20 protein-coding genes and 1 tRNA gene are annotated in these 22,216 nt (G+C 58.8%); 15 read left to right on the top strand and 6 right to left on the bottom strand.

The features are described from left to right. Positions 1 to 168: 168 nt before the first annotated feature. Complete coding sequence (folE2, locus tag P3T24_RS10460) at positions 169 to 975, top strand: GTP cyclohydrolase FolE2 (RefSeq protein WP_074266551.1); 807 nt, start codon at positions 169 to 171, stop codon at positions 973 to 975. Between the two features lie 96 nt (positions 976 to 1,071). Here the strand turns inward: folE2 and tsaD are convergent, their stop codons facing one another. After that, positions 1,072 to 2,100, bottom strand: coding sequence for a tRNA (adenosine(37)-N6)-threonylcarbamoyltransferase complex transferase subunit TsaD (gene tsaD, locus P3T24_RS10455; protein ID WP_429405710.1), 1,029 nt, complete (start codon positions 2,098 to 2,100; stop codon positions 1,072 to 1,074). A 79-nt stretch (positions 2,101 to 2,179) separates the two neighbouring features. Between tsaD and P3T24_RS10450 the strand changes: the two genes are divergently transcribed. From P3T24_RS10450 to P3T24_RS10415, 8 genes are all read left to right on the top strand, one after another. After that, a complete protein-coding gene (locus tag P3T24_RS10450; protein ID WP_429434392.1) occupies positions 2,180 to 3,397 on the top strand; it encodes an NAD(P)/FAD-dependent oxidoreductase in 1,218 nt (405 codons plus the stop codon). Between the two features lie 68 nt (positions 3,398 to 3,465). Continuing rightward, a complete protein-coding gene (gene rpsU, locus P3T24_RS10445) occupies positions 3,466 to 3,678 on the top strand; it encodes a 30S ribosomal protein S21 (protein WP_074266548.1) in 213 nt (70 codons plus the stop codon). Between the two features lie 224 nt (positions 3,679 to 3,902). Next, positions 3,903 to 4,349: a GatB/YqeY domain-containing protein gene (locus tag P3T24_RS10440; RefSeq protein WP_429434389.1), complete on the top strand. Its 447-nt coding sequence runs from the start codon at positions 3,903 to 3,905 to the stop codon at positions 4,347 to 4,349. A 93-nt stretch (positions 4,350 to 4,442) separates the two neighbouring features. Then, a complete protein-coding gene (gene dnaG / locus P3T24_RS10435) occupies positions 4,443 to 6,308 on the top strand; it encodes a DNA primase (protein ID WP_429434386.1) in 1,866 nt (621 codons plus the stop codon). 81 nt (positions 6,309 to 6,389) lie between these two features. Next, positions 6,390 to 8,774, top strand: a complete 2,385-nt coding sequence (rpoD, locus tag P3T24_RS10430; protein WP_074266545.1) for an RNA polymerase sigma factor RpoD — start codon at positions 6,390 to 6,392, stop codon at positions 8,772 to 8,774. Between the two features lie 164 nt (positions 8,775 to 8,938). Then, positions 8,939 to 9,026, top strand: a tRNA-Ile gene (locus tag P3T24_RS10425). A gap of 443 nt (positions 9,027 to 9,469) precedes the next feature. Further along, a complete protein-coding gene (locus tag P3T24_RS10420; RefSeq protein ID WP_074266543.1) occupies positions 9,470 to 10,327 on the top strand; it encodes a methyltransferase, TIGR04325 family in 858 nt (285 codons plus the stop codon). Between the two features lie 287 nt (positions 10,328 to 10,614). Next, positions 10,615 to 11,613, top strand: coding sequence for a glycosyltransferase family 2 protein (locus P3T24_RS10415; protein WP_429405701.1), 999 nt, complete (start codon positions 10,615 to 10,617; stop codon positions 11,611 to 11,613). A 41-nt stretch (positions 11,614 to 11,654) separates the two neighbouring features. Here the strand turns inward: P3T24_RS10415 and P3T24_RS10410 are convergent, their stop codons facing one another. From P3T24_RS10410 to P3T24_RS10395, 4 genes are all read right to left on the bottom strand, one after another. After that, a complete protein-coding gene (locus P3T24_RS10410) occupies positions 11,655 to 12,881 on the bottom strand; it encodes an alpha/beta hydrolase family protein (RefSeq protein ID WP_429434384.1) in 1,227 nt (408 codons plus the stop codon). An 18-nt stretch (positions 12,882 to 12,899) separates the two neighbouring features. Continuing rightward, entirely contained in the window at positions 12,900 to 13,253 is a 354-nt protein-coding gene (locus P3T24_RS10405) for a hypothetical protein (protein WP_429434381.1), read from the bottom strand. Positions 13,254 to 13,568: 315 nt separating this feature from the next. Then, positions 13,569 to 13,802 (bottom strand): hypothetical protein, encoded by a 234-nt coding sequence (locus P3T24_RS10400; RefSeq protein WP_429434378.1) that lies wholly within the window; start codon positions 13,800 to 13,802, stop codon positions 13,569 to 13,571. A gap of 408 nt (positions 13,803 to 14,210) precedes the next feature. After that, positions 14,211 to 14,981, bottom strand: coding sequence for an AraC family transcriptional regulator (locus P3T24_RS10395; protein ID WP_429434375.1), 771 nt, complete (start codon positions 14,979 to 14,981; stop codon positions 14,211 to 14,213). 100 nt (positions 14,982 to 15,081) lie between these two features. Here P3T24_RS10395 and P3T24_RS10390 point away from each other — a divergent pair, with 100 nt between their 5' ends. Next, positions 15,082 to 15,675, top strand: a complete 594-nt coding sequence (locus P3T24_RS10390; protein WP_429405697.1) for a cyclase family protein — start codon at positions 15,082 to 15,084, stop codon at positions 15,673 to 15,675. Between the two features lie 17 nt (positions 15,676 to 15,692). Beyond that, complete coding sequence (locus P3T24_RS10385) at positions 15,693 to 16,202, top strand: flavin reductase (protein WP_429289402.1); 510 nt, start codon at positions 15,693 to 15,695, stop codon at positions 16,200 to 16,202. 177 nt (positions 16,203 to 16,379) lie between these two features. On the opposite strand, the gene P3T24_RS10380 is transcribed toward P3T24_RS10385, so the two are convergent. Continuing rightward, complete coding sequence (locus P3T24_RS10380) at positions 16,380 to 17,735, bottom strand: MFS transporter (RefSeq protein WP_429434371.1); 1,356 nt, start codon at positions 17,733 to 17,735, stop codon at positions 16,380 to 16,382. 1,093 nt (positions 17,736 to 18,828) lie between these two features. Here P3T24_RS10380 and P3T24_RS10375 point away from each other — a divergent pair. The 4 genes from P3T24_RS10375 to P3T24_RS10360 all read left to right on the top strand — a co-directional run bounded on the left by P3T24_RS10375 (position 18,829) and on the right by P3T24_RS10360 (position 22,176). Beyond that, positions 18,829 to 19,056, top strand: a complete 228-nt coding sequence (locus P3T24_RS10375) for a hypothetical protein (protein WP_429289400.1) — start codon at positions 18,829 to 18,831, stop codon at positions 19,054 to 19,056. Positions 19,057 to 19,322: 266 nt separating this feature from the next. Beyond that, entirely contained in the window at positions 19,323 to 20,534 is a 1,212-nt protein-coding gene (locus tag P3T24_RS10370) for an FAD-dependent monooxygenase (protein ID WP_429405694.1), read from the top strand. A gap of 34 nt (positions 20,535 to 20,568) precedes the next feature. Further along, positions 20,569 to 21,321 (top strand): maleate cis-trans isomerase family protein, encoded by a 753-nt coding sequence (locus P3T24_RS10365; RefSeq protein ID WP_429434368.1) that lies wholly within the window; start codon positions 20,569 to 20,571, stop codon positions 21,319 to 21,321. A gap of 27 nt (positions 21,322 to 21,348) precedes the next feature. Further along, the gene (locus P3T24_RS10360; protein ID WP_429405690.1) at positions 21,349 to 22,176 is read left to right on the top strand and encodes an alpha/beta fold hydrolase; all 828 of its coding nucleotides are present in this window, start codon (positions 21,349 to 21,351) and stop codon (positions 22,174 to 22,176) included. Positions 22,177 to 22,216: the final 40 nt, after the last annotated feature.

The raw sequence follows: 22,216 nt of genomic DNA, 5'->3' as shown, positions 1-22,216 counted from the left end.
GGCGAGCGAGCCGCAAGGCCGAGCCGGGCGCCGGGTGTGCAGGCGCTATTGCGGCTATAGCAATCTCCAACTTGAATCGATGGGCCTGCGGGCCCATCATGCAACGCCGGCACGAGCCGGCGTTCGCCGTTGCGTGGGTCGTTCCGCTCGGCCGCTGAGGAAAACAACATGAATCAAATGAATCCCGCTTTTGTGATGCCCGACGTGCAGAGCACCGTCGACACCCGCCAGATCCCCATTCAACGGGTTGGCGTGAAGGCCGTGCGTCATCCGCTGACGGTGCGCACACAGGGCGGCGATGTGCAGCCGACGGTTGGCACATGGAACCTCGACGTCCACCTGCCGGCCGATCAGAAGGGCACGCACATGTCGCGTTTCGTGGCGCTGCTCGAAGAGAACAAGGCTCCGCTGGAGCCGTCGACGTTCCGCAAGATGCTGGCCGCGATGCTTGAGAAGCTCGAGGCCGAAGCGGGCCGTATCGAAGTGTCATTTCCGTACTTCGTCAACAAGACCGCGCCGGTGTCGGGCGTGCAAAGTCTGCTGGACTACGAAGTAACGCTGACGGGCGATACGCGCAACGGCGTGACGCGTGTGTTCCTGAAGGTACTGGTGCCGGTGACGAGCCTGTGCCCGTGCTCGAAGAAGATCTCGCAGTACGGTGCGCACAATCAGCGCTCGCATGTGACGATCAATGCCGAGCTGTCCGATGACGTGCCGGCGGAAGACTTGATTCGGATTGCCGAGGAAGAGGCGTCGTGCGAGCTGTGGGGCTTGCTGAAGCGGCCTGACGAGAAGTTCGTCACCGAGCGCGCGTATGAGAATCCGAAGTTCGTCGAAGACCTGGTACGTGATGTGGCGCAGCGTCTGAATGCGGATACGCGGATCGTAGCGTATGTGCTCGAGGCTGAGAACTTCGAATCGATCCACAACCACAGCGCGTATGCGGTGATTGAGCACGACAAGCGGGCTAGCTAGCTGCCAAGCTGCTGCGCGCTTTGCTTTGATGTGAAAACGGCCGCTAAAGCGGCCGTTTTCAATTGAGATGTGATGCGCCCTTGAGCAATCCTTCTTTTAGCGCGCGAGTGAGGTCAGATCCCAACGCGGTTTCACCGTGAACGCATAGTCCTTGCCCGATTGCGCCGGCCAGCGCTGCAGGCGCAATGCGCCCGCTAATGCAATCATGGCGCCGTTGTCAGTGCACAGCGATAGATCCGGGTAGTGCACATCGAAGCCACGCTTCTTTGCAGCCGCCGAAAGAGCTTCACGCAACTGCCGGTTCGCGCCTACGCCACCCGCGACCACCAGCCGTTTAAGCCCGGTCTTCTTGAGCGCGGCCAGTGACTTGGCTGCGAGCACGTCCACCGCAGCATCGACGAACCCGCGCGCCAGGTCAGCCTTGGCCTGTTCGCAGATATTTGCGCCGCCAAGTTTTTTCACATTCGTCAGTACCGCGGTCTTGAGGCCACTGAAGCTGAAATCGAGATCACCCGAGTGCAGCATCGGGCGAGGTAGCACCACGGCCCCAGGCGTGCCGAATTCCGCCAGCCGCGAGACTTCCGGTCCACCCGGATAACCGAGCCCGAGCAGCTTCGCGGTCTTATCGAAGGCTTCGCCAGCGGCGTCATCGAGTGTCTCGCCGAGCGTCTCGTAGACGCCTACATCCGACACGCGCATTAACTGCGTGTGACCGCCGGAGACGAGCAAGGCGACGAACGGAAACGGCGGCGGTTCGTCGACCAAAAGCGGCGATAGCAAATGCCCTTCAAGGTGATGGATGCCGATGGTGGGTTTGTCCCACGCCATGGCGAGCGCATTGGCGATGCTGGCGCCGACCAGCAGCGCGCCAGCCAGCCCAGGCCCTTGCGTGTAGGCGATCGCGTCGATTTCAGTGCGCGCCGTGCCGGCCCGCTCCAGCACTTCTTCGAGCAGCGGCAGCGCGCGCCGGATATGGTCGCGCGACGCGAGTTCCGGCACCACTCCACCGTACTCCCGGTGCATCGCAATCTGCGAATGCAGCGCGTGCGCAAGCAGGCCGCGCTCCGTGTCGTAGAGCGCGAGTCCGGTTTCGTCGCAGGAGCTTTCGATGCCGAGAACCAGCATGTTCAGGTGCCCGAAAAGTAAAAAAGCAAGCCTTAAAGTATAGCAGTGCGGGGCAGGGGCCGCAGGTACAATGCGCGCCATGGAATCCTTCGATATCGCGGTCATCGGCGCGGGCGCGGCCGGCATGATGTGCGCGGCGGTGGCCGGGCAACTCGGCCGCCGTGTCGTGCTGATCGACCACGCGCCGCGCCTCGCGGAGAAAATCCGCATCTCCGGCGGCGGCCGCTGCAACTTCACGAATCTGTACGCGGGACCGGCCAACTACCTGTCGACGAATCCGCATTTCTGCCGTTCGGCGCTCGCGCGCTACACACCACGCGACTTCATGGCGCTGCTCAAGCGCCATCACGTGACGTGGCACGAAAAGCACAAAGGGCAGCTGTTCTGCGACCAGTCGAGCGACGCGGTCATCGAGGTGCTGAAAAACGAGTGCGACGCCGGCGGTATCGCGTGGCGCCGGCCGCTCGCCGTCGAGCAGGTGCGGCACGACGCAACCACGGGCTATACGCTCGATACGCACGCCGGAGCGATCCGCGCTCGTGCGCTGGTGGTGGCAACCGGCGGTCTGTCGATTCCGAAGATCGGCGCGACGGACTTTGCTTACCGGCTGGCCAAGCAGTTCGGCCATAAGCTGATCGACACACGTCCGGCTCTCGTGCCGCTAACGTTTGCGGCAGCCGACTGGAACCCGTTTGCGGCTCTATCTGGCGTCTCGCTCGAGGTGCGGATCGAGACCGGCAGCAAGAAAACCGGTGCGGAATTCGTCGAGGATCTGCTGTTGACCCATCGCGGCCTGTCCGGCCCAGGTGTGCTGCAGATCTCGAGCTACTGGCAGCCAGGTGAGCCGATTCACGTCAATCTGTTGCCTGAGCAGGACGCCACCGCCGCGCTGCTGGAAGCGAAGACCAGCACAAAACGTCAGATTGCCAACCTGCTCGCCGAATGGGTGCCCGCCCGGCTCGCCCACGTCTGGCTGGAAACGCACCAGATTCCCGCAGACGCGCGCATTGCCGATCTGCCTGACAAGACGCTGCGCCGCATCGGCGAGGCGCTGTCGCGCTGGACGCTTACCCCGAACGGCACCGAAGGCTACCGCAAAGCCGAGGTCACACGCGGCGGGATCGATACGCGCGACCTGTCGTCGACCACCATGATGAGCGCCCGGGCACCGGGCCTGTACTTTATCGGCGAAGCGGTCGACGTCACGGGCTGGCTTGGGGGCTACAATTTCCAGTGGGCGTGGGCTTCCGGCGTGGCCGCGGGCCAGGCCGCCGCAGAGTACATAAAGGGGGCTTGACGCGGACGTGTCTTTGTGAGAAAGGTTTGCTATAATCCTCAACCTTTACAAAGTTCCGTTATTGCAAAATGACGATCATCCGCGTAAAAGAAAATGAGCCTTTTGAAGTCGCGATGCGCCGCTTCAAACGCACGATCGAGAAGAACGGCTTGCTGACCGAACTTCGAGCGCGCGAGTTTTACGAAAAGCCTACGGCTGAGCGCAAGCGCAAGAAGGCATCGGCGGTGAAGCGCCACTTCAAGCGGCTGCGCAGTCAGATGCTGCCAAAGAAGTTTTACTGATTCTGACGCCGCTGCGGGTCCTACGGAGCGGCGGCACGTAACCGGTGGCGGCGCTAAACGCAGCCCCGTTCGGACAACCTGGCCGTGAGGGCCATCCTGGTCAAGCCGCATCTACTCCGCGAATTCGCGCCAACCCGCTTGAGGAAGCAGTCCCAAGCGGGTTTTTGTGTTGATGCACCGCGCATGGCCAGATCTTTTTACATTCCAACGCATTCAGGTGAGTAATGAGTCTCAAGGATCGGATCAACGACGACATGAAGGCCGCCATGCGGGCCCGCGAAACCGAGCGTCTCGGCACCATCCGCCTGCTGCTCGCCGCGATCAAGCAGCGTGAAGTCGACGAGCGCATCGTGCTCGACGACGCTGCTATCACCGCGGTCATCGACAAGATGATCAAGCAGCGCAAAGACTCCATCAGCCAGTTCGAAGCGGCCGGCCGCACGGATCTGGTCGAGAAGGAGAGCGCCGAGCTCACCATCCTCTCCGCATACATGCCGGAGCAGCTGTCGGACGCGGAAATTGCAGCCGAAGTGCAGGCTGCGGTCGCGCAAACCGGCGCCGCCGGCCCGCAGGACATGGGCAAGGTGATGGGCGTCCTCAAGCCGAAGCTCGCAGGCCGCGCCGATATGACCGCTGTGTCCGGGCTGGTCAAGGCTGCGCTGACGAAGTAATTCGGCTTTTCCGGTGTTTTTCCGGTCTGTGCGGCCTGCTTCTGGACGGGCTGGCCGCGCAGCCTTCAGGTTTTAAAGGTAGCGCCCCCCACTGTGATTCCGCATTCGTTCCTGCAGGATCTGCTGAACCGCGTCGATATCGTCGACGTGGTCGGTAAGTACGTGCAACTGAAAAAGGGCGGCGCTAATTTCATGGGGCTGTGTCCGTTTCATAACGAAAAGAGCCCTTCATTTACGGTTAGTCCGACTAAGCAGTTCTATCATTGCTTTGGCTGCGGCGCGCATGGCACGGCGATTGGCTTCCTGATGGAGCATGCCGGCTTGACGTTTCCCGAGGCGGTCAACGATCTGGCGCAGTCAGTGGGCCTGACGGTGCCGCAGGAGCCGTCGCCGAATCAGGGCGGTGGGGGCGGCGGTTATGCGCCGGCGGTTTCGAAGGCCGTGACGACGGCGCTGTCCGATGTGATGCAGACCGCATCCGATTTTTACCGCAAGCAGTTGCGCGGCGCGCCCAACGCGATCCAGTACCTGAAAAAGCGTGGTTTGACGGGCGAGATCGCACTCCGGTTCGGGTTGGGTTACGCGCCTGACGGCTGGCAGAATCTGGAAACCGCGTTTCCTAACTATCGGGACGACGCGCTGGTGGAGTCAGGTCTGGTGATCGTCAGCGAAAAGGCGGACGCACAGGGCCAGAACCGCCGCTACGACCGCTTTCGCGAGCGGATCATGTTCCCGATCCGCAACGTCAAAGGCCAGGTGATCGGCTTCGGCGGCCGGGTGCTGGACGGCGGCGAGCCCAAGTATTTGAATTCGCCGGAAACGCCTCTATTTAACAAGGGCAGCGAGTTGTACGGGCTGTTCGAGGCGCGTCTGGCGATTCGTGAACAGCAGTACGTGCTGGTGGTCGAAGGGTACATGGATGTGGTCGCGCTGGCTCAATTAGGGTTCCAGAACGCGGTCGCCACGCTGGGTACGGCCTGCACGCCGATTCACGTGCAAAAATTACTGCGTCAGACGGATACAGTGATTTTTAGCTTCGACGGCGACTCGGCGGGCCGCCGCGCGGCGCGCCGGGCGCTCGACGCCTGCCTGCCGCACGCGGCGGATAACCGGACCATCCGCTTCCTGTTCCTGCCCACGGAGCACGATCCGGACAGTTACGTGCGGGAGTTCGGCACCGAGGGATTTGCCGAGCAGGTGGAGCGGGCCATGCCGCTGTCGCAGTTTATGCTGAACGAAGTGCTGGCCGGCAAGGAGCTGGACCAGCCGGAAGGCCGGGCGCGCGCGCTGTTCGACGCGAAGCCGCTGCTGCAGGCGTTGCCGGCCAATGCGCTGCGTGCGCAGATCATGCATATGTTCGCCGACCGGCTCGACGTGCCGTTCGACGAGGTGGCGGCGTTATGCGAGGTCGATTCCCGGATTGCCGCGGCTGCGCGCCGGGCGCCGGCCCGCAAAGACCGCCGCAGCGTAACCGGAATCGAGGAAAAAACGCTCCGTAACCTCGTGATGCATCCGCGGACGGTCGCGGTGCTGGACGAGGAGGCCGAGCAGGCGCTGCTGACAATTACGCGCCACGGCGAGCTCTTTGAGGAAGTGGCGACGCACGCCCGCGCGCTCGGCGATGCGGCGGAGTTCCAGTTGCTGTCCGATCTCTTGCGAAACGGCGCTAACGCCCCGACTTTCGAGGAAATCTTTCGCAAAATTCTGGACTATGATGAAAACGTTCGGGATTTGTTGCTGAAGGACCCTACGGATGCGGCCGTTATTGAGGAACGGCGCGAGCAGGAACGGATTGTCGGCGAAGAGCTGAAGGCCGCAATCCTGAAGATGCGCTATGACGCCTATTGTGAGCGGCTCGAGCAACTTTCGCGGCAATCGAGGCATACCGCCGAGGAATTTGCCGAACTGACGGATCTGAATCAGAAACGGGCTGACATGAAGCGTCAGCTCGGGCTGTAAGAAGGGTGGGCTGAGGCCGAGTGCTACAATAAAAGGTTTTCAGCGGTTTGTTTTCCAGGCAAAAGGCGAAAGGCGATTGCAATGGCAAAGACTACAGGCGGAAAGAAAGGGACAGGCACGGGCTCCGAGGAGCCAACCATCAAGGTCACAGGGGCCAGGTCCGCTTCCTCCGCGAAAAGAGCGTCTGCCGCAAGCGTTACGCCGGATGTGAGGAAGAAATCCTCGACTACTTCCGCCGCGAAAGCGGCGTCGGTGAGTACGGCGAAAGCCGCCACGCCGGTTGCGAAGCGGCCGAGTGCCAGAAGCGCAAGGGAAGCCGTTGCCGCCCAGGACGATGCGGTAACGCGCGAGACTCCAGTATCCACGGTTCCGCCGGCTGTTGTCCAACAGCCGCGAGTCGAGACTACAGCCGGTACGGCGAACTCCATGACGAAAAAGCTGAACGAAGTATCCGTCGATGACGACGCAACCCCGAGCGAGGAAACTACTGCAGCTCCGGGCAAAGGCGAAAAGGCCAAGGCACGCGACCGCCGCGCGAAGGAAAAAGCGCTGCTGAAAGATGCTTTCGCATCCACCCAGCCTGGCACCGTCGAAGAACTCGAAGAGCGCCGCTCGAAACTGCGCGCGCTGATCAAGCTCGGCAAGGAGCGCGGCTTCCTGACGTACGCCGAAATTAACGACCACCTCCCGGACAACTTCACCGAGACCGAGGCGATCGAAGGCATCATCAGCACGTTCAACGACATGGGCGTGGCCGTCTACGAGCAGGCGCCCGATGCTGAAACGCTGCTGCTGAACGACAATGCCCCGGCGGCCTCGTCTGACGACGAAGTCGAAGAGGAAGCGGAAGTTGCGCTGTCCACCGTCGATTCCGAATTCGGCCGCACTACCGACCCGGTCCGCATGTACATGCGAGAAATGGGTACGGTCGAGCTGTTGACGCGCGAAGGCGAAATCGAAATCGCGAAGCGGATCGAAGACGGCCTGAAGCACATGGTGATGGCCATCTCCGCGTGCCCGACGACCATCGCCGACATCCTCGCGATGGCTGAGCGCGTCGCGAACGAGGAAATCCGTATCGACGAACTGGTCGACGGCCTGATCGACGCCAACGCGGAAGATGCGGATGGCTTCTCCGTGCAGGAAGCGGAAGCGATCGAGAGCGAAGAGGAAGAAGTCGAAGAGGGTGAAGAGGAAGATGAGGAAGACGACGATGGCGCGGCGCAAGCCACTGCCAACGCAGCGCAGATGGAAGCGTTGAAGCGTGCCTCGCTCGAGAAGTTCGCCCTCATCAGCGAATGGTTCGACAAGATGCGTCGTGCGTTCGAGAAGGAAGGCTACAAGTCGAAGTCGTATCTGAAGGCTCAGGAAACGATCCAGAACGAGCTGATGACCATCCGCTTCACCGCGCGTACCGTCGAGCGTCTGTGCGACACGCTGCGTGCCCAGGTGGACGAAGTGCGTCAGGTCGAGCGTCAGATTCTGCATACGGTGGTCGACAAGTGCGGTATGCCGCGTGCCGAGTTCATCGCGCGTTTCCCGGGCAGCGAAACGGATCTCGAGTGGGCCGACAAGATCGTGACGGAAGGTCACGCGTATAGCGCGATTCTTACGCGTAACATCCCGGCGATTCGCGAACAGCAGCAACGCCTGCTGGACCTGCAGGCGCGCGTCGTGCTGCCACTGAAGGACTTGAAGGAAACCAACCGTCAGATGGCGGCTGGGGAACTGAAGGCGCGTCAGGCCAAGCGCGAAATGACCGAGGCCAACCTGCGTCTCGTGATCTCGATTGCGAAGAAGTACACGAACCGTGGTCTGCAGTTCCTGGACCTGATTCAGGAAGGCAATATCGGCCTGATGAAGGCCGTGGACAAGTTCGAATATCGCCGCGGCTACAAGTTCTCGACGTACGCCACGTGGTGGATCCGTCAGGCCATCACGCGTTCGATCGCGGACCAGGCACGTACCATCCGGATTCCGGTTCACATGATCGAAACGATCAACAAGATGAACCGTATTTCGCGTCAGATTCTGCAGGAAACCGGTCTCGAGCCGGATCCGGCAACGCTGGCGGAAAAGATGGAGATGCCGGAAGACAAGATCCGCAAGATCATGAAGATCGCGAAGGAGCCGATCTCGATGGAAACGCCGATCGGTGACGACGACGATTCGCATCTGGGCGACTTCATCGAAGATACGAACACGGTTGCCCCGGCCGACGCAGCGCTGCATGCGAGCATGCGCGATGTCGTGAAGGACGTGCTGGACTCGTTGACGCCGCGCGAAGCGAAGGTGTTGCGTATGCGCTTCGGTATCGAGATGAGCACCGATCACACGCTCGAAGAAGTCGGTAAGCAGTTCGATGTGACGCGTGAACGGATCCGCCAGATCGAGGCGAAGGCGCTGCGCAAGCTGCGTCACCCGAGCCGTTCTGACAAGCTGAAGTCGTTCCTCGAAGGGAACTGATCGAGGAGCAGCCGGCTACTGATGCGGATATAGGGGCTTTCGGATCGTTTTGCTCACGCGGAGCGGTCACGGAAGCCCCTTTTTCGTGTAGTATGTCGGCCAATCAGCGAATAGGCCCGGCCTCTGTTTAGACCGGGTCTTTTTGTTGGTTTCACATCATCTCAGGGCCGGACGCCGTGCTGGTTGCAGGCAGCGGACTCATAATCCGCCTCCGAAAGGACACCGTGGGTTCGACTCCCACCCGGCCCACCAAGGCTTTCAGCCGTTTTTCATACTTCGTAGCGACTTCAACGATTCCTTCCAGGCTACACATAGGCTACGGCAGATCTAGCACGCAGCCTGGCCCCACCGACTGTGCGATCATGCTCTTCCCACGATTGCATGCCGCGCCGATGCAGCCGGTCGAATTCCTCGCCGTTCTCAAGAGCCTTCCAGCCTAGCCCGCTGACGGCGACGCACATTGCCTCGCTACTCGAAACCCTCAGACCTATTCTGAGGCGACCCCCGGCATCCTTGTCGAAGTAGCGTGGCATGAGCGACGCCGAACATTCGCCAGGGCGAAGATCGGCAACACTTTATGCCAGATGGATTACTTGGCTTGGCTTGTCGAATCTGGTCGTGTGTCGCGATGACTTTCGCGCACGGAAGACGTCTGGTTACGAGCGGCGAGCACATGTTCGCATGGGAGTCTATCAATGGAAGCGAAGATCAGGCTGCGCGATATGCAAATCGTCAGGACCGCGAAGGTTTTCAGGGTTCTCGGAACGATCGGTTATAGCCGCCGATTGATAGAAGGAATCGAACGCACTCGCTCAGGAGCCGCGATTTTCGGATGCATGCTGGGATACAGACGCAGCTTCCGAACGCTTGATGAAGCCGAAAGGGCAGTCAGGCCCTATGCGAAAGGAGGCCATGAACATCCCGTAAATTCGGCCTTGCAGTTCGAGCTCAACCAGTTCGAGCTCAACCGCGTGGCCAAACCCAGTGACTACGCCGCCTTCTATTACCTCCGCGACCGGATCCCTTGCATAAAAAAGATCTTCGATATGGGTGGCAATGTTGGCAATCTTTACTATCGCTATCGAGATTATTTGCCCCTGAGACCGGACGCAATCTGGACTGTGTACGATCTGCCCGATAATATCCTGCGCGGGCGGGCATTGGCCAGCGAGAAGAACGTAGACAACCTTCAATTTACCGATGACCTGCAGCAGGCCGAAGGCCTTGATTTATTGATTGTGAGCGGGGCTCTTCACTACTTCGACAAACCATTGCCGGAGTTCATTGAAAATATCAAACAACGTCCAAAATATATCCTGATAAATCGATCACCGCTGACAGAAGGCCCAGAATTCGCTGTCGTTCAAGATTATGCAGGAATGATTCGTGTCGCTTGCAAGGTTTACAACCGTTCGAAACTCGTTGCTGATTTCAAGCGCCTCGGCTACGAGGTGCTGGGTGAATGGCAGGCGGCAGAACTCGGGCTCACCGTCGTAGATCGCCCCTCCTCGAGTGTAGGAGCTTATACAGGCCTATGGCTTGAACAGCTGTAGCCGGACATGGAAGGGGATGTAAGGGCGGACGGCTTCAGCCGTTTAATCGTGAAGGGTTGGGCGGGGTTGCGCAGCCGCCACGCTACAGCCGAAGCAGTCAGCCGCTGTTCCGGCTGACGTTGCTGCCTTTTACTGATGGCGAACAGGCCCCTTTGAGGGGCAAGCCATCGAAAGGCACCGGCTCTGACGGTGGATCGTTACTTTTGAGGACCGCTAACTGACACTTCGCACTCTCTCGCAAATCCGGGCGCGATGAGATCGTAAGTTATCCATCAATGGGGGCATCGTTGCAAATCGCCATCGTCATTCCTTGCTACAACGCCTCCGCGTATGTCGACACTACGTTGCAGACGGTAACGTCACAGACGCATGACGAGGTTGAAATCCTGATCGTCGATGACGGCTCATCGGACGATACCGTCTCGAAGGCTCGGGAGCACCTCGAGGGTTGCCGCCATCGGTGGACGATTCTCACGCAGCCCAACAAGGGGGTTAGTGCTGCCCGAAACCTGGGATGGCAATCGACGACAGCAGACTGGATTCAGTTTCTGGATGCCGACGATTTCCTGGCCCCTACGAAACTGCAGCTTCAGTCGATCGCCTGCCGGACTGCTGATCCGGGTGTCGCCTATGTGATGTCGCGATGGGAAGAGGTCATCGTCGAAGGCGATGCTGCGCGAAGGGTTCGCCTCGCCGAGTGCTCAGCGTTTTCTTCACAGCCGAGCGAACTGGAAATTCTCGCCAAGGGACCTCTAATACATTTGGGCCAGAGCGTATTCAGAAGACAATGGATCGCGGATGTGGCCGGCTTCGACGAGAATATCAAGGTAGATGAGGACCAGGACTTTCTGCTAAAGCTCGCAAAAAAAGGCGCAAAGGTTTTGACAGTCGAGAGCGCAGACCCGCTCTTCGCGTGGAGACAGCAACCACACCGTCGTCTTGGGCTCCGGGGAGCGCGCTACAACGCCATAGACCTCACAGAACAATATATGGAGAACTTCTTCAGGATCACTGAGGGACACCGGCATTCTTTAGACATGCTTTCGGAGGACGATCAGGAAATGCTCAAGCAACGCCTCTCGTCATACATGCGGCTGTTGTATCGATACGATATCGGGGCGTTCCGGGCCCGCCTCGCACAACTCGACCAGATGTTCGGACGCTTCCTGCCCTTAAGTCCATCCTATCTCAAGGCATTGTCGCGTTTCGTTGGTTTCGAACGAGCAGAGGATGTCGCCTCAATATACCGGCGTGGCAAAGCCATGGCCGGAGTCGGCGTCGAATAGATCCACTCTGGTCGACCAGACGCGCAAAAACGCGATGTGATCTAAGGACAGCGGGATTGTGTGGAACCAGTGGCCGATGCCCGGTCTTGTGGCGGCGCCTGGTTCTCCATGAAGGGCCGTATTTCTGCGAACGGGGCTGGCTCCGTCAACAAAGGCTGATTCTCGCCTAGCAAAAAGCGGGTGAAGAATGCAACAACGTAGCGGTTGATCTCGGACCAGGTCTTCGCCCTGTTGATTGCAGTTTTTTCGAATGCGGCCTTCCATGGGGGCTTCGCGAGCTTGTCCGCGAAATCATCATGTACCGTACCCTTTACCGTGAAGGTCCAGTTGTTCGGGAGCGTGGCCTGGCGAATCTGGTGCGCAACTGACTCGACCGTCAGCACCGAGTTGATCCGCGTGGCGAAGTCACTATGCAGGAGTTCCTCGCAAGTCGGATAGGTCCAACCACTATAGAACATCATGTAAGGCACCTCGACATTGCCGCGTTCAGGGCGGCCATACAAGGAGCCGTCGAAATTCACGACGGCCTTGATGCGTCGATCGTCGCTACTCATCTGCGCTGCCGTCGCGCCTCCGAACGAGAACCCGACGGCACCGACTTTCGCCATATCCACACGTTGTCCAAACACCGGAATATTCTGAAATGCGTCGATGATGGCAGAGCCCGATTTCGCCGCCAGTTCAGCCCGGAGGGCTGCGACGGGGCGATAAGCCTCGAAGCTTTCCATCGAATCGCCGGGGATCTCCGATGCCTGAGCTGTGCCCTCTCGTCCGGGAAGACGAGGGGCGTGCACGATGTCGTCCACCGTAGCGACGACGAAACCATGGCTCGCCAGATTTGCTGGCGTAAATGTGCTCTGTTGGCGAACACTGAACCATGATGGAAAGTAAATGATGAGGGGATATTTAGCACGGGCCTCGGACAGCTTTCCATTTCGCGTGAACGGCGGCGAGGTAGGATGTCCGACTGATGCGATCCACCGCAGAATTGAGCGCCCCATGCCATCGCCGGGCGCCTGCGCGGGGTACCAGATATCGACCGGAAGCGAAGGGCCGTCGCTCCCCGTTTTCACATCAACACTGGCGAAGCCGACGGCATAGGGCCCCTCCAACCGGGGCCTGTCTGTGTCGAGGAACATCACGGCACGGATCATTTCCTTCGGGTCGACAAGCCCTGCATACCAGGCGACGCCAATCACCGCCGCGACCACGAGCGCAACAAGACCGGAAGCGGCAAGAGCCCAAGAAGAAGGCGTTCCAGAGATCATGCGGATGCCTCGTCGCTGTTAGAAACCTGGGGAAAGGGACGTGTCCGTGTCGATTCCAGGGGAAGCTTCCTGCGCGATGGCCTTATTGGTCCAAGCTTCGCCGATCGATTCTATCAACTGTTTACCCTTGGCCGTTGGCGCTTCGGTGGTTCGGTCCGGAATGCTCCATCGCGACAGAAGCCTGTATCCAAGGGCGTCTCGTGCCCGATCCAAATCTGCAATTGTCGTCACTTGGCAGAGAATGCGGCCGCGCCCTAAGGATTCAAGCGTGCAGAAAGCGCTGCCCTTGGAAATGGCACCCTTGGTATTTGACACCCAGATCACCTCCGAGATCCGTGTGGTAAGCCACCCTCGGCGTTTGAAGTCCATCATGAAGAACATTACCGGTCAATCGAAGGAGTGGACAGTCGAGAACGCCTCGACATTCATCACGGCCATGTCTTCATTGTCCGCAGTTGCGAGTCGAGAGGGTCGAAGAAACCGTACCGCATCTTCCCGACAAGGGAATGCGCTCCAATAAGCACCCAATCCAGATGTGCCTCATGCGGCGCAAGCTCCGATCGAACCAATGGAGTGTCCGCCGGCAGAAAGATGAGTGGCGAGGCGACTGAACTCGTGCTCTCGCATCGACATAACGATCACCAGTCGGATTCGAGATTGACCGTTTGAAGCCGATGCGAAATGCGCTCATGCCTGGTCGTTGATAAGCGTCCCGCTGGATTGCCCATTCGCCAACAGCATTTCCGCCATCTTCGCTGTAGCCGCGGAAATCTGGCCTTGAATGACCGAGGCTTCAGCTTGCAATGCACCGAGCGCTGGGTTCGGCATGCCCCCGTGGCCGGACCGGGCCGCGGCAGCGGAGATTTGGGCCTGGATCGCCGCCAACATTGCCTGCAGATGATCGATCAATTGCTTCAGCATTTGAGCTGCGGCCAATGCTGACCCGGAGTCGCTGGAGGAGGTAGTCGATGTGGCGCCCGAGACTCCAGATGTACTGCCCGTAGCCGGCTTCGTGCCAGACGCCGTGCCGGATGTATCACTACTTGCATCTGTTGTTGTGGAGGTGCCCTGCGCGGAGTTTGACGCGGCATTGCTCGAAGAAGGGGTATTCGTCGTCGGTAGGGGAACGAGTCCCGTAGTGGTTACGTTTCCGTTCACAATCATTGTCGGCTACCTGAAGGGAGAGGACACCAGGATATCGGCAGATTGCTGTACTTTCTTTAGCGCTGCACGGATACGGTGAAGGCTTTCGTCCAGACCGACGTGCGTTTCACGTGTTTCCCACAAGGGAAGACCAACGGGAGGCTCTTGCCGTGCGCTGGCAGAATCCTAGGCCGTTGCACAGCGTTTCAGGAAGCTTGGGGGATGGCCATAGAACTTCTTGAAAGCCTGCGCATAGGAGCCTTCTGTGGCGTACCCTACTGCCAGCGCAACGTCGAGCTCCCGCATGCCAGCCATGTGCATTTCAAGAGCCCTTGTCATCCTCACGTGATTGCGCCACTGCTGGAAGGCCATACCCGTTTGCGCCAGAAAAAGTCGTTGTAGTGTTTTGGTGCTGGCGCCAACCTCGACGGCCCAATCCTCGAGCGACTTTTCGATGGAGGTGTCTCGTTCGATTGCCCTGCAAATAACGCCAAGCTTCTTGTCTTCAGGAATGCGAACGGATGAGCCGGTTCGCGGGGCTCGCACGATTTCGTCCACGATGACGTACGCGCGCCGCATCTTCTCGTCAGCCGTCAGATTGCTCTCAGGCCACAACGACACATCGATTATGAGTTCACGAAGCAGCGGGGTGAGAATGAAAACCCCGCACGTCCCGCGCGAGCAAAAGTCGCTATCGATGTAGAGGCTGTGATATCGGAATCGACGGTCCAGAAACACCGCGTGCGACTCTCCAGCAGGTAGCCACGCCGCACGGTCGGGTCCCATCCGCACGATGCCGTTGCGTGTCTCCAACAGCATGGGACCGTGCTGTGCGAAAACCAGTTGTCCACACGCGTGCACATGCGCCTCGAAGTCCACCGCGTCTCCCTCGCGAATCACCGCGCTGACAGGAAAGTTATCGCGACGTACCGCGAGAAGTGGCGGATTCGGTTGCATGGGTTGTCCTGTTTTGAATGGATTGTGACCTATGTTAGAGGGTGCCTGCCTGGCCCGGGAGCTTACATTGGTACTTCACAATTCTAGTGGAGAAAAAAATATGTTCCTCGATCTCACGTTGGCCATCGACATGCACGATCCCGTTGTTGGCAAGGCCAATCAAGACCAGAACAGCTTCATGTCCCAGGGGCACATCGGCACGCACCTGGACGTGTATGAGGGACAAGGTCGTCCGCCGGCTGAATACGCCGTCCGCCGAGGCGTAATCGTTCATGTAGGCGACGTCGGCGAAACCGAAATCACGGAAAAGGTCCTCGAAGGATACGACGTTCGCGAAGGCGACTTCGTCATCTTCCACACGGGCTACCTGTCGAAGTACTCGTACGGAACGCGTGACTATTTCCGCGGCCATCCCCAGATGTCTTGGGATTTCATCGAAACGCTGGCGAAAATGAAGCTGGGCTTCATCGGTTTGGATTTTGCCGGCCTGCGTCGCGGTGATCAGCATGGCCCAGCAGATCTCCTGGTTGGTCGCCGCGGCGGCTTCATCATCGAAAATATGAACAAGATCGACGAGCTCTACAACGCGGTCGGCAAGACGGAGTTCACGATGCACACTGCGTGGACAGGTTTCCTCGGCTTCAGCGGGCTCTCCTGCCGCGTGGTGGCGGAAGTGCCCGACACGGTACAGTAAGGTAAAAGGACATCATCATGCTCAGCCAAGAACAACTTAGCTACAGAGCTGGGATGGCCAGGCTCGGCGCTGCGGTTCACGTAGTCACCAGCGATGGCGTTGCTGGGAAAGCCGGCATTGCAGCCTCAGCTGTTTGCAGCGTCACCGATACGCCACCCACGCTACTCGTTTGCGTTAACCAGCAGTCGTCGGCACACAACGCGCTGATCGAAAACGGCGTACTGTGCGTGAACACATTAAGTGTTTCCCACGAGGCGCTATCCCGTAGGTTCGGTGCGGGCGTCAGCGTAGAGGAGCGTTTCGCCGGAACGTCGTGGAGCACCCTGAAAACGGGTGCCCCTGTGCTGGAGGATGCACTGGTAGCGTTCGACTGCAAGGTAATTGACACCGTCTGCCAAGGCACTCACAGGGTCTTCTTTTGCGAGGTGCAGGAAATAAAACTGAGCGATGGCGAGACGATTGGCGGGCTCATCTACTTTGATCGTCGATACCATGGATTGCAGGCCACTTCCTTGGTGAATCGGTAGAGCAAGTTGTGCACGTCGGGTCTGATCTGAAATCCAGACAGGATGCCAGAAAGCAATACAGGCCCGACGAATATATAGGAGTATGAAAGGAAAGAGCAATCGCTATCGTCAAGACTTCTGCTTGTCTGGAAATGCGAATTGCGATTGAGTTAGCGCGCCCCGCCGTCTAAAAACGGGTCAGCTATCCTGAGTTAATGCGGAGGACGGGAGAGACCCGTCGCCGCTGTAAAGCCAGCCCATGAATCCTACAAAGATCGCTGCGACGACGGCCGGAGCTGCCGCGACGCGGAAGATGTCCTCCGGCCGCCAGTTCGACGCGTATAACACCCCGGCCAGATAGGTGCCCCCGGCACCGCCAAGACGACCAATACCAGAAGCCCATGCCACGCCGGGCGCACGTAAGTCGGCTGGATAAAAGAGGGCGGCCAATGCGACAATCCCTTTCTGGCCGCCGCTAGTACATGCGCCGCAGCAAAATGCCGCCAGCACAAGTAAAAAATGTGTTGCGCCAAGCGCCATAGAAATTGCCAGCATCGATATACCGCCAAACAGGAATAGCGCTGAGAGGATGATATACGGCCCGAACCGGTCCATCAGCGGACCCAAAATGAGTCCGGCTGCCATGCCACCGACAGTGCTGATGGCCGTTACCCAGACGACCATTCTGGGCGAGTAAGAAAGGGAGTGCAGAAATGTCGGTAGCCAGCTCTGCAGGAAATAGAATTCCGCCAGGTTGATGTTGTACACAACCCACAGCAAAAACGTGCCGACACGCAAACGTGCGGAAAACAAGCCACTTACGGCCCCATCGCTATTCTTGTGGGCATTGGAGGTTAGGACGGCGCCGTCCGGTAAGTTGAATTTAGGAAAGAATCGGCGCGCCATTTGAAGCAAGTCTTTTTGCGACCTGTGCCGCGCAAGATGCGAGGCAGACTCAGGCAAGAGAGGAATGAGCAGAAACGTTAAAACAATCGGCCCGAGACCACACACCCAAAGTGGAGCGGTCCAGCCGAAGCGTGGAATCATTGCGCCACAGCAGAAGCCCGCGACAGTAAATCCGAGGGAATAGCCGACGTAGATTAATAAAACAAACGTTGCGCGTGTCCGTTTGGGACTGAATTCGGATGTGAGGCCGACGGCACAGGGCACGGCAGATCCTAGTCCGATGCCAGTAAGCAGCCGGAGCGCGATCAACTGCGGCACGTTCGTTACAAAGACAGTTAACAGCGTGAACAAGCCGAACGCAGCCGTTGACCATACCGTCATTTTCTTTGTGCCGAAACGTTTCGCAAAGGGCGAGATGCCGAAATTTCCGATCATCAGACCAATGAGTACGGACGAGAAAATGCTGCCGAGGATGGACTTTGGAAGATGCCAGTCATTTGCGAGAACGGGCACGATGTAGCTGAAGGCTTGCGTGGTGAAGCCATCGGAGAGCATGAGCAATGCACAGAGCGCTAGTGCGACGTACTGGGCGCGGCCGATTCGAGAATGATCGATTACGTCGTGAATGTAGACTTTGCGTGATTCCATCACATGTCTCCGCTGTGAATTCAGGATCCGTGATTCTTGATGTGGTCAGTCTATCTGCGTGTACTGCCCTTTCGCCGCTTCACTTCGGCCAACAATCGTTCAAAACCGGACTTGTGGTCGAAGGTTCCGCCCGTTTCGTTCTGACGGCTCGCACGTACTACTACAGTCTGGGGTATCGACCGAAGGGTCATCTTGCCCCGCGTCGTATCGACGACGAGGGAATTCGTAGGCGAACGTGTCCGAACCAAGTTGACCGTTTTTAGAGGTAAGTTGTCGTTTTAGCCAAATCCAGATCGGGCGATTGTCGCTAGAGTATCTCTCAAGGATTGCATTTTTCGATATACATGTAATTCAGTTATCCGAAACATACAAATCCAGAAACTCAATTCCGGGTTGGTGGCAAAGCGACCACCGTCATCACTCTTTAATGCATTGTTACCTTGGCCAAAGTCAAATGAGCCCAGCTAAATTGCCCAACTGTGCGGCATCTTTAACTCGTACTCTTTCCTCAATCGGGAAATTTCTCGCATCCATGTTTATCGTTGAAGAGGTGGACCTTGTCGCGTACGACGTTGCGGGACACGAAATTCCCTACTCGTTGCTTTTCACCCTGTATGGCTACGTCTGACCAGCGAAAAGCAGCTTCGGCAGGAAGGACCGGCCGTGGGCTCGGGCCAGGCTTCTTCAGGCGGACCGCTCAATTCTGCCTAACGCAGCACACCGGGCACTAACCATGTTTGTGACAGGACGGAGCGGTGCGGAACGGATCGTATTGCCTTCCTTGCGGCCGTGCTGACGTCGGTTTGCGCCGCGCTGAATTTGCGCCCGCGCGGCCAATGAAAAGTCCCATTACGTTGTTGCCCGTCACGGCACTGGCATAGCGGCCTCTGGGGGAATTGGTCGACTTGCCGGCGAACTCGAGCAGGCTTGCCGATGTAGATGTTCGGTGATCGGCACAGCAAAAATCGGGCTTGCGCTATTAATTTTACGATCATATAATTAACTGCAGGTACAAACCAACGGCGGATGCAGAGGACTTGGGCGTCATTCGTCGGCTAACAGCAGTTGCGTTGAAGCTATGGAGGAGTGGTCGATGGAAAATGAGCTCGAAACGATGCGGGGACAAATCCTTGGTCTTGTCGGTGCCCTGAATGCGATTGCCGCGGTGCTGCCCGACCAAACGTCGGCGGATGCAGCTGAGGTCCTGGACGACATGATTGCGGCGACCAAGGACAGTGGTCTCGAGTCGACGGTGACTGAAGCGATGCACTCTGCCATGCAGCAGATTGGTGGGGCGTTGCGCGTCTCTCTTCACCGTTGAGTAAAGTTGCGGTTTGAATTAATCGCCGCGGCGGACTCAGGCACAGTGGCCGGCCAGTGAAGTGAAGGCCGCAGCGGTAAGCGTGATCGGCGGTGGCATTTCCGGTCCGTGCGGAACAATTCGGTTGCAGGGTGTCGTGATTGAGTTTCGATCCGCCGGATTGCGGCCGTTGAGCAGAATGGTTCGTCGCATAAATTAATTGTATGGCCAAATAGTGCGGGCCGCATGGCTGATTCGGCTCGAGCATTCAGCGGAGATTAAGCAAGATGACTAGAAAACTTCGGGTTGGCGTGGTTGGCGGCGGTATCGGAGGCGTTGCCCTCACAAGCGCGCTCGCGCAGCACGGGATCGAGGTGCATGCCTTTGAGCGCGCTAACGCGTTCGGTGAAATCGGCGCTGGCATTCAGGTCACGCCAAATGCCGTCAAGGTACTTGAGGCGTTGGGTCTGGGAGAGGCACTGCGAAAAGTCGCGTTTCTGCCTCAGGCCATCGTTGGCCGCAACTGGGACACGGCAAAGGAGATTTTCCGCATCCCGCTGGCGGACGAGTGTCCGCGTCTCTACAATGCCCCGTTTTTTCATGTTCACCGTGCTGATTTGCATCAGTTGCTGGTCGACTCGTTGCCAGCTGGCGTTGCATCGCTTTCGTCGGCGTGTGTTGATATCAGGCAAACAGGTGATAGCGCCGCGGCTATCTTCGCAGACGGTTCGGAGTTCGAAGCGGATCTGATCGTGGGCGCGGACGGCGTGCGATCGACAGTCCGCAACAAACTGTTCGGCGACGATGCGCCGAAGTTCACCGGCAACATGTGCTTCAGGGCGGTTGTTCCGGTGGACGGAAACTTTGATTTCGTGAGCCCTGATTCATCGTTCTGGCTGGGCCCGAAATCACATATCGTCACCTACTACGTTCGTCGCGGGCAGGCAGTCAATATCGTTGCAGTCAATGAGACCGCCGAGTGGGTCGAAGAGTCGTGGAATGCGCCTAGCACTCGCGAAGAACTGCTCGCCGCGTTCGCTGGCTGGCATCCGAACATTACGCAGTTGTTTGATCGCGTTGACTCCGTATTCAAATGGGGTTTGTTCGACCGCGATCCAATGACGACGTGGTCGAAAGGGCGGATCACCTTGCTGGGCGATGCCTCCCATCCCATGCTGCCGTTCCTTTCTCAAGGCGCGGCGATGGCGATCGAGGATGGCTATGTGCTGGCGCGCTCGCTCGCTGGGCACGGCACCGACGTCGCATCGGCCCTGCGCGATTACGAAGCAGAGCGCATTCCACGCACCAGCCGGGTACAGCTGGAGTCGCGTGAACGTGGACGGACCTATCACCTCCCGACACTTTTCGCGCAGCGCAAACGCGACCTCATTTATCAGTTCAAGTCGTGGATCAATCCGCACGCTTCGGGCATTCAGGCTGACTGGGTGTACGCATACAACGCGGCGGACTTCCAGCCGCGTGTAGCAGCGGTGGCTTAACGCGAAGCTAATCTAGAGTTCGAGGCAAACACACATGACCAAGACTTATCGCATCGGCCAGATTGTGCCGAGCTCAAATACCACGATGGAAACAGAGATTCCCGCGATGTTGCGCCTGCGGGAGACCATCCGGCCGGAGCGCTTCACGTTCCATTCGAGCCGGATGCGCATGAAGAAGGTCGTCAAGGAAGAACTGGCAGCAATGGATGCGGAGTCCGACCGCTGCGCGGTTGAGCTGTCTGACGCGCGCGTCGATGTGCTCGGCTACGCATGTCTCGTTGCGATCATGGCAATGGGCCACGGCTACCATCGTGCATCGCAGGAGCGACTCACAAAGCACACTGCTGCTAACGACGCCCACGCGCCGGTGCTGACCAGCGCCGGCGCGCTGATTGATGCGCTAAAGGTCATCGGCGCGAAGCGCATCGTTGTAGTTGCACCGTACATGAAGCCTTTGACGGAGCTGGTCGTCGACTACATCCGCAACGAAGGCTACGAGGTGCTCGACTACCGTGCACTCGAAATCCCCGACAACCTGGAAGTCGGACGCCACGACCCGACCAACCTGCCGGCGATCGTGCAGCAGTTGCGCTACCAGGATGCCGACGCGATCGTGTTGTCGGCGTGTGTGCAGATGCCATCGCTGCCGGCGGTTGCAAAGGTCGAAGCGATGACAGGAAAGCCGGTCATTACTGCGGCGATCGCAACCACGTACGCAATGCTGCGCGAACTGGACCTCGAACGTATCGTTCCGGGTGCGGGCGCGTTGCTGTCCGGCGCGTACTGAGCCTCGCAAATTCACAGGGACGCCCCTATGTTTACGACTCTTCAGTACGGCGCGAACGTTGCCGCAAACGGTATTCGCCAGCACTATCTCCGCTACGGTGGAACACATGGGACGCGGAGTGAGCGCACCGCGATCATCCTGATTCCAGGCATCACGAGTCCCGCCATTACGTGGGGATTTGTGTGTGAAGTGTTCGGCCGTGAGTTCGATACCTACGTGATCGATGTGCGTGGCCGCGGCTTGTCAGAGGCGTCGCCAACGCTTGACTACAGCCTGACCGCGCAAGCCGACGATGTAGTGGCATTCGCAGACGCGCTTGGTGTGAAGCGATTCACGCTTGTAGGCCATTCGATGGGCGCACGCATTGCAGCGCGCGCGGCGACATGCAAGCCCATTGGCCTCGAATCGGTCGTGCTGGTGGACCCGCCGGTGTCGGGTCCTGGCCGTCGCGAGTATCCAAGCAAGCTGCCGTGGTACGTCGATTCGATGGCGCTCGCTCGAGCCGGCGTGGGCGCGGAGGCAATGCGCGCGTTTTTGCCGACGTGGACCGATCAGGAGCTCCAGTTGCGAGCCGAGTGGCTGCACACCTGCGACGAGCGCGCAATCATTGCATCGTTTGAAGGCTTTCACATCGACGACTTCCATGCGGACGCTGCGCAACTGCACGTGCCGTCTCTGCTGATCACGGCTGAGCGCGGCGACGTTGTGCGTGACGAGGATGTCGCCGAACTGCAACGTGCGACGCCGTCGATGCAGCATGTGCGTGTGCCGAACGCGGGCCACATGATTCCGTGGGACAACGCGACGGGCTTTTACGCGGCGTTCGGTGACTTTCTCGGCGCGCCGCTCGTCTAGGCTCGCCGCGCCCCCATTTGCTCAGCCCCCGAAGGAGCCG

It is taken from the genome of Paraburkholderia sp. GAS33, assembly GCF_050436645.1.
Taxonomy (GTDB): Bacteria; Pseudomonadota; Gammaproteobacteria; order Burkholderiales; family Burkholderiaceae; genus Paraburkholderia; species Paraburkholderia phenazinium_B.
Note: the sequence above shows the minus strand (reverse complement) of the source record. Positions and strands in the feature narration are given on the sequence as shown.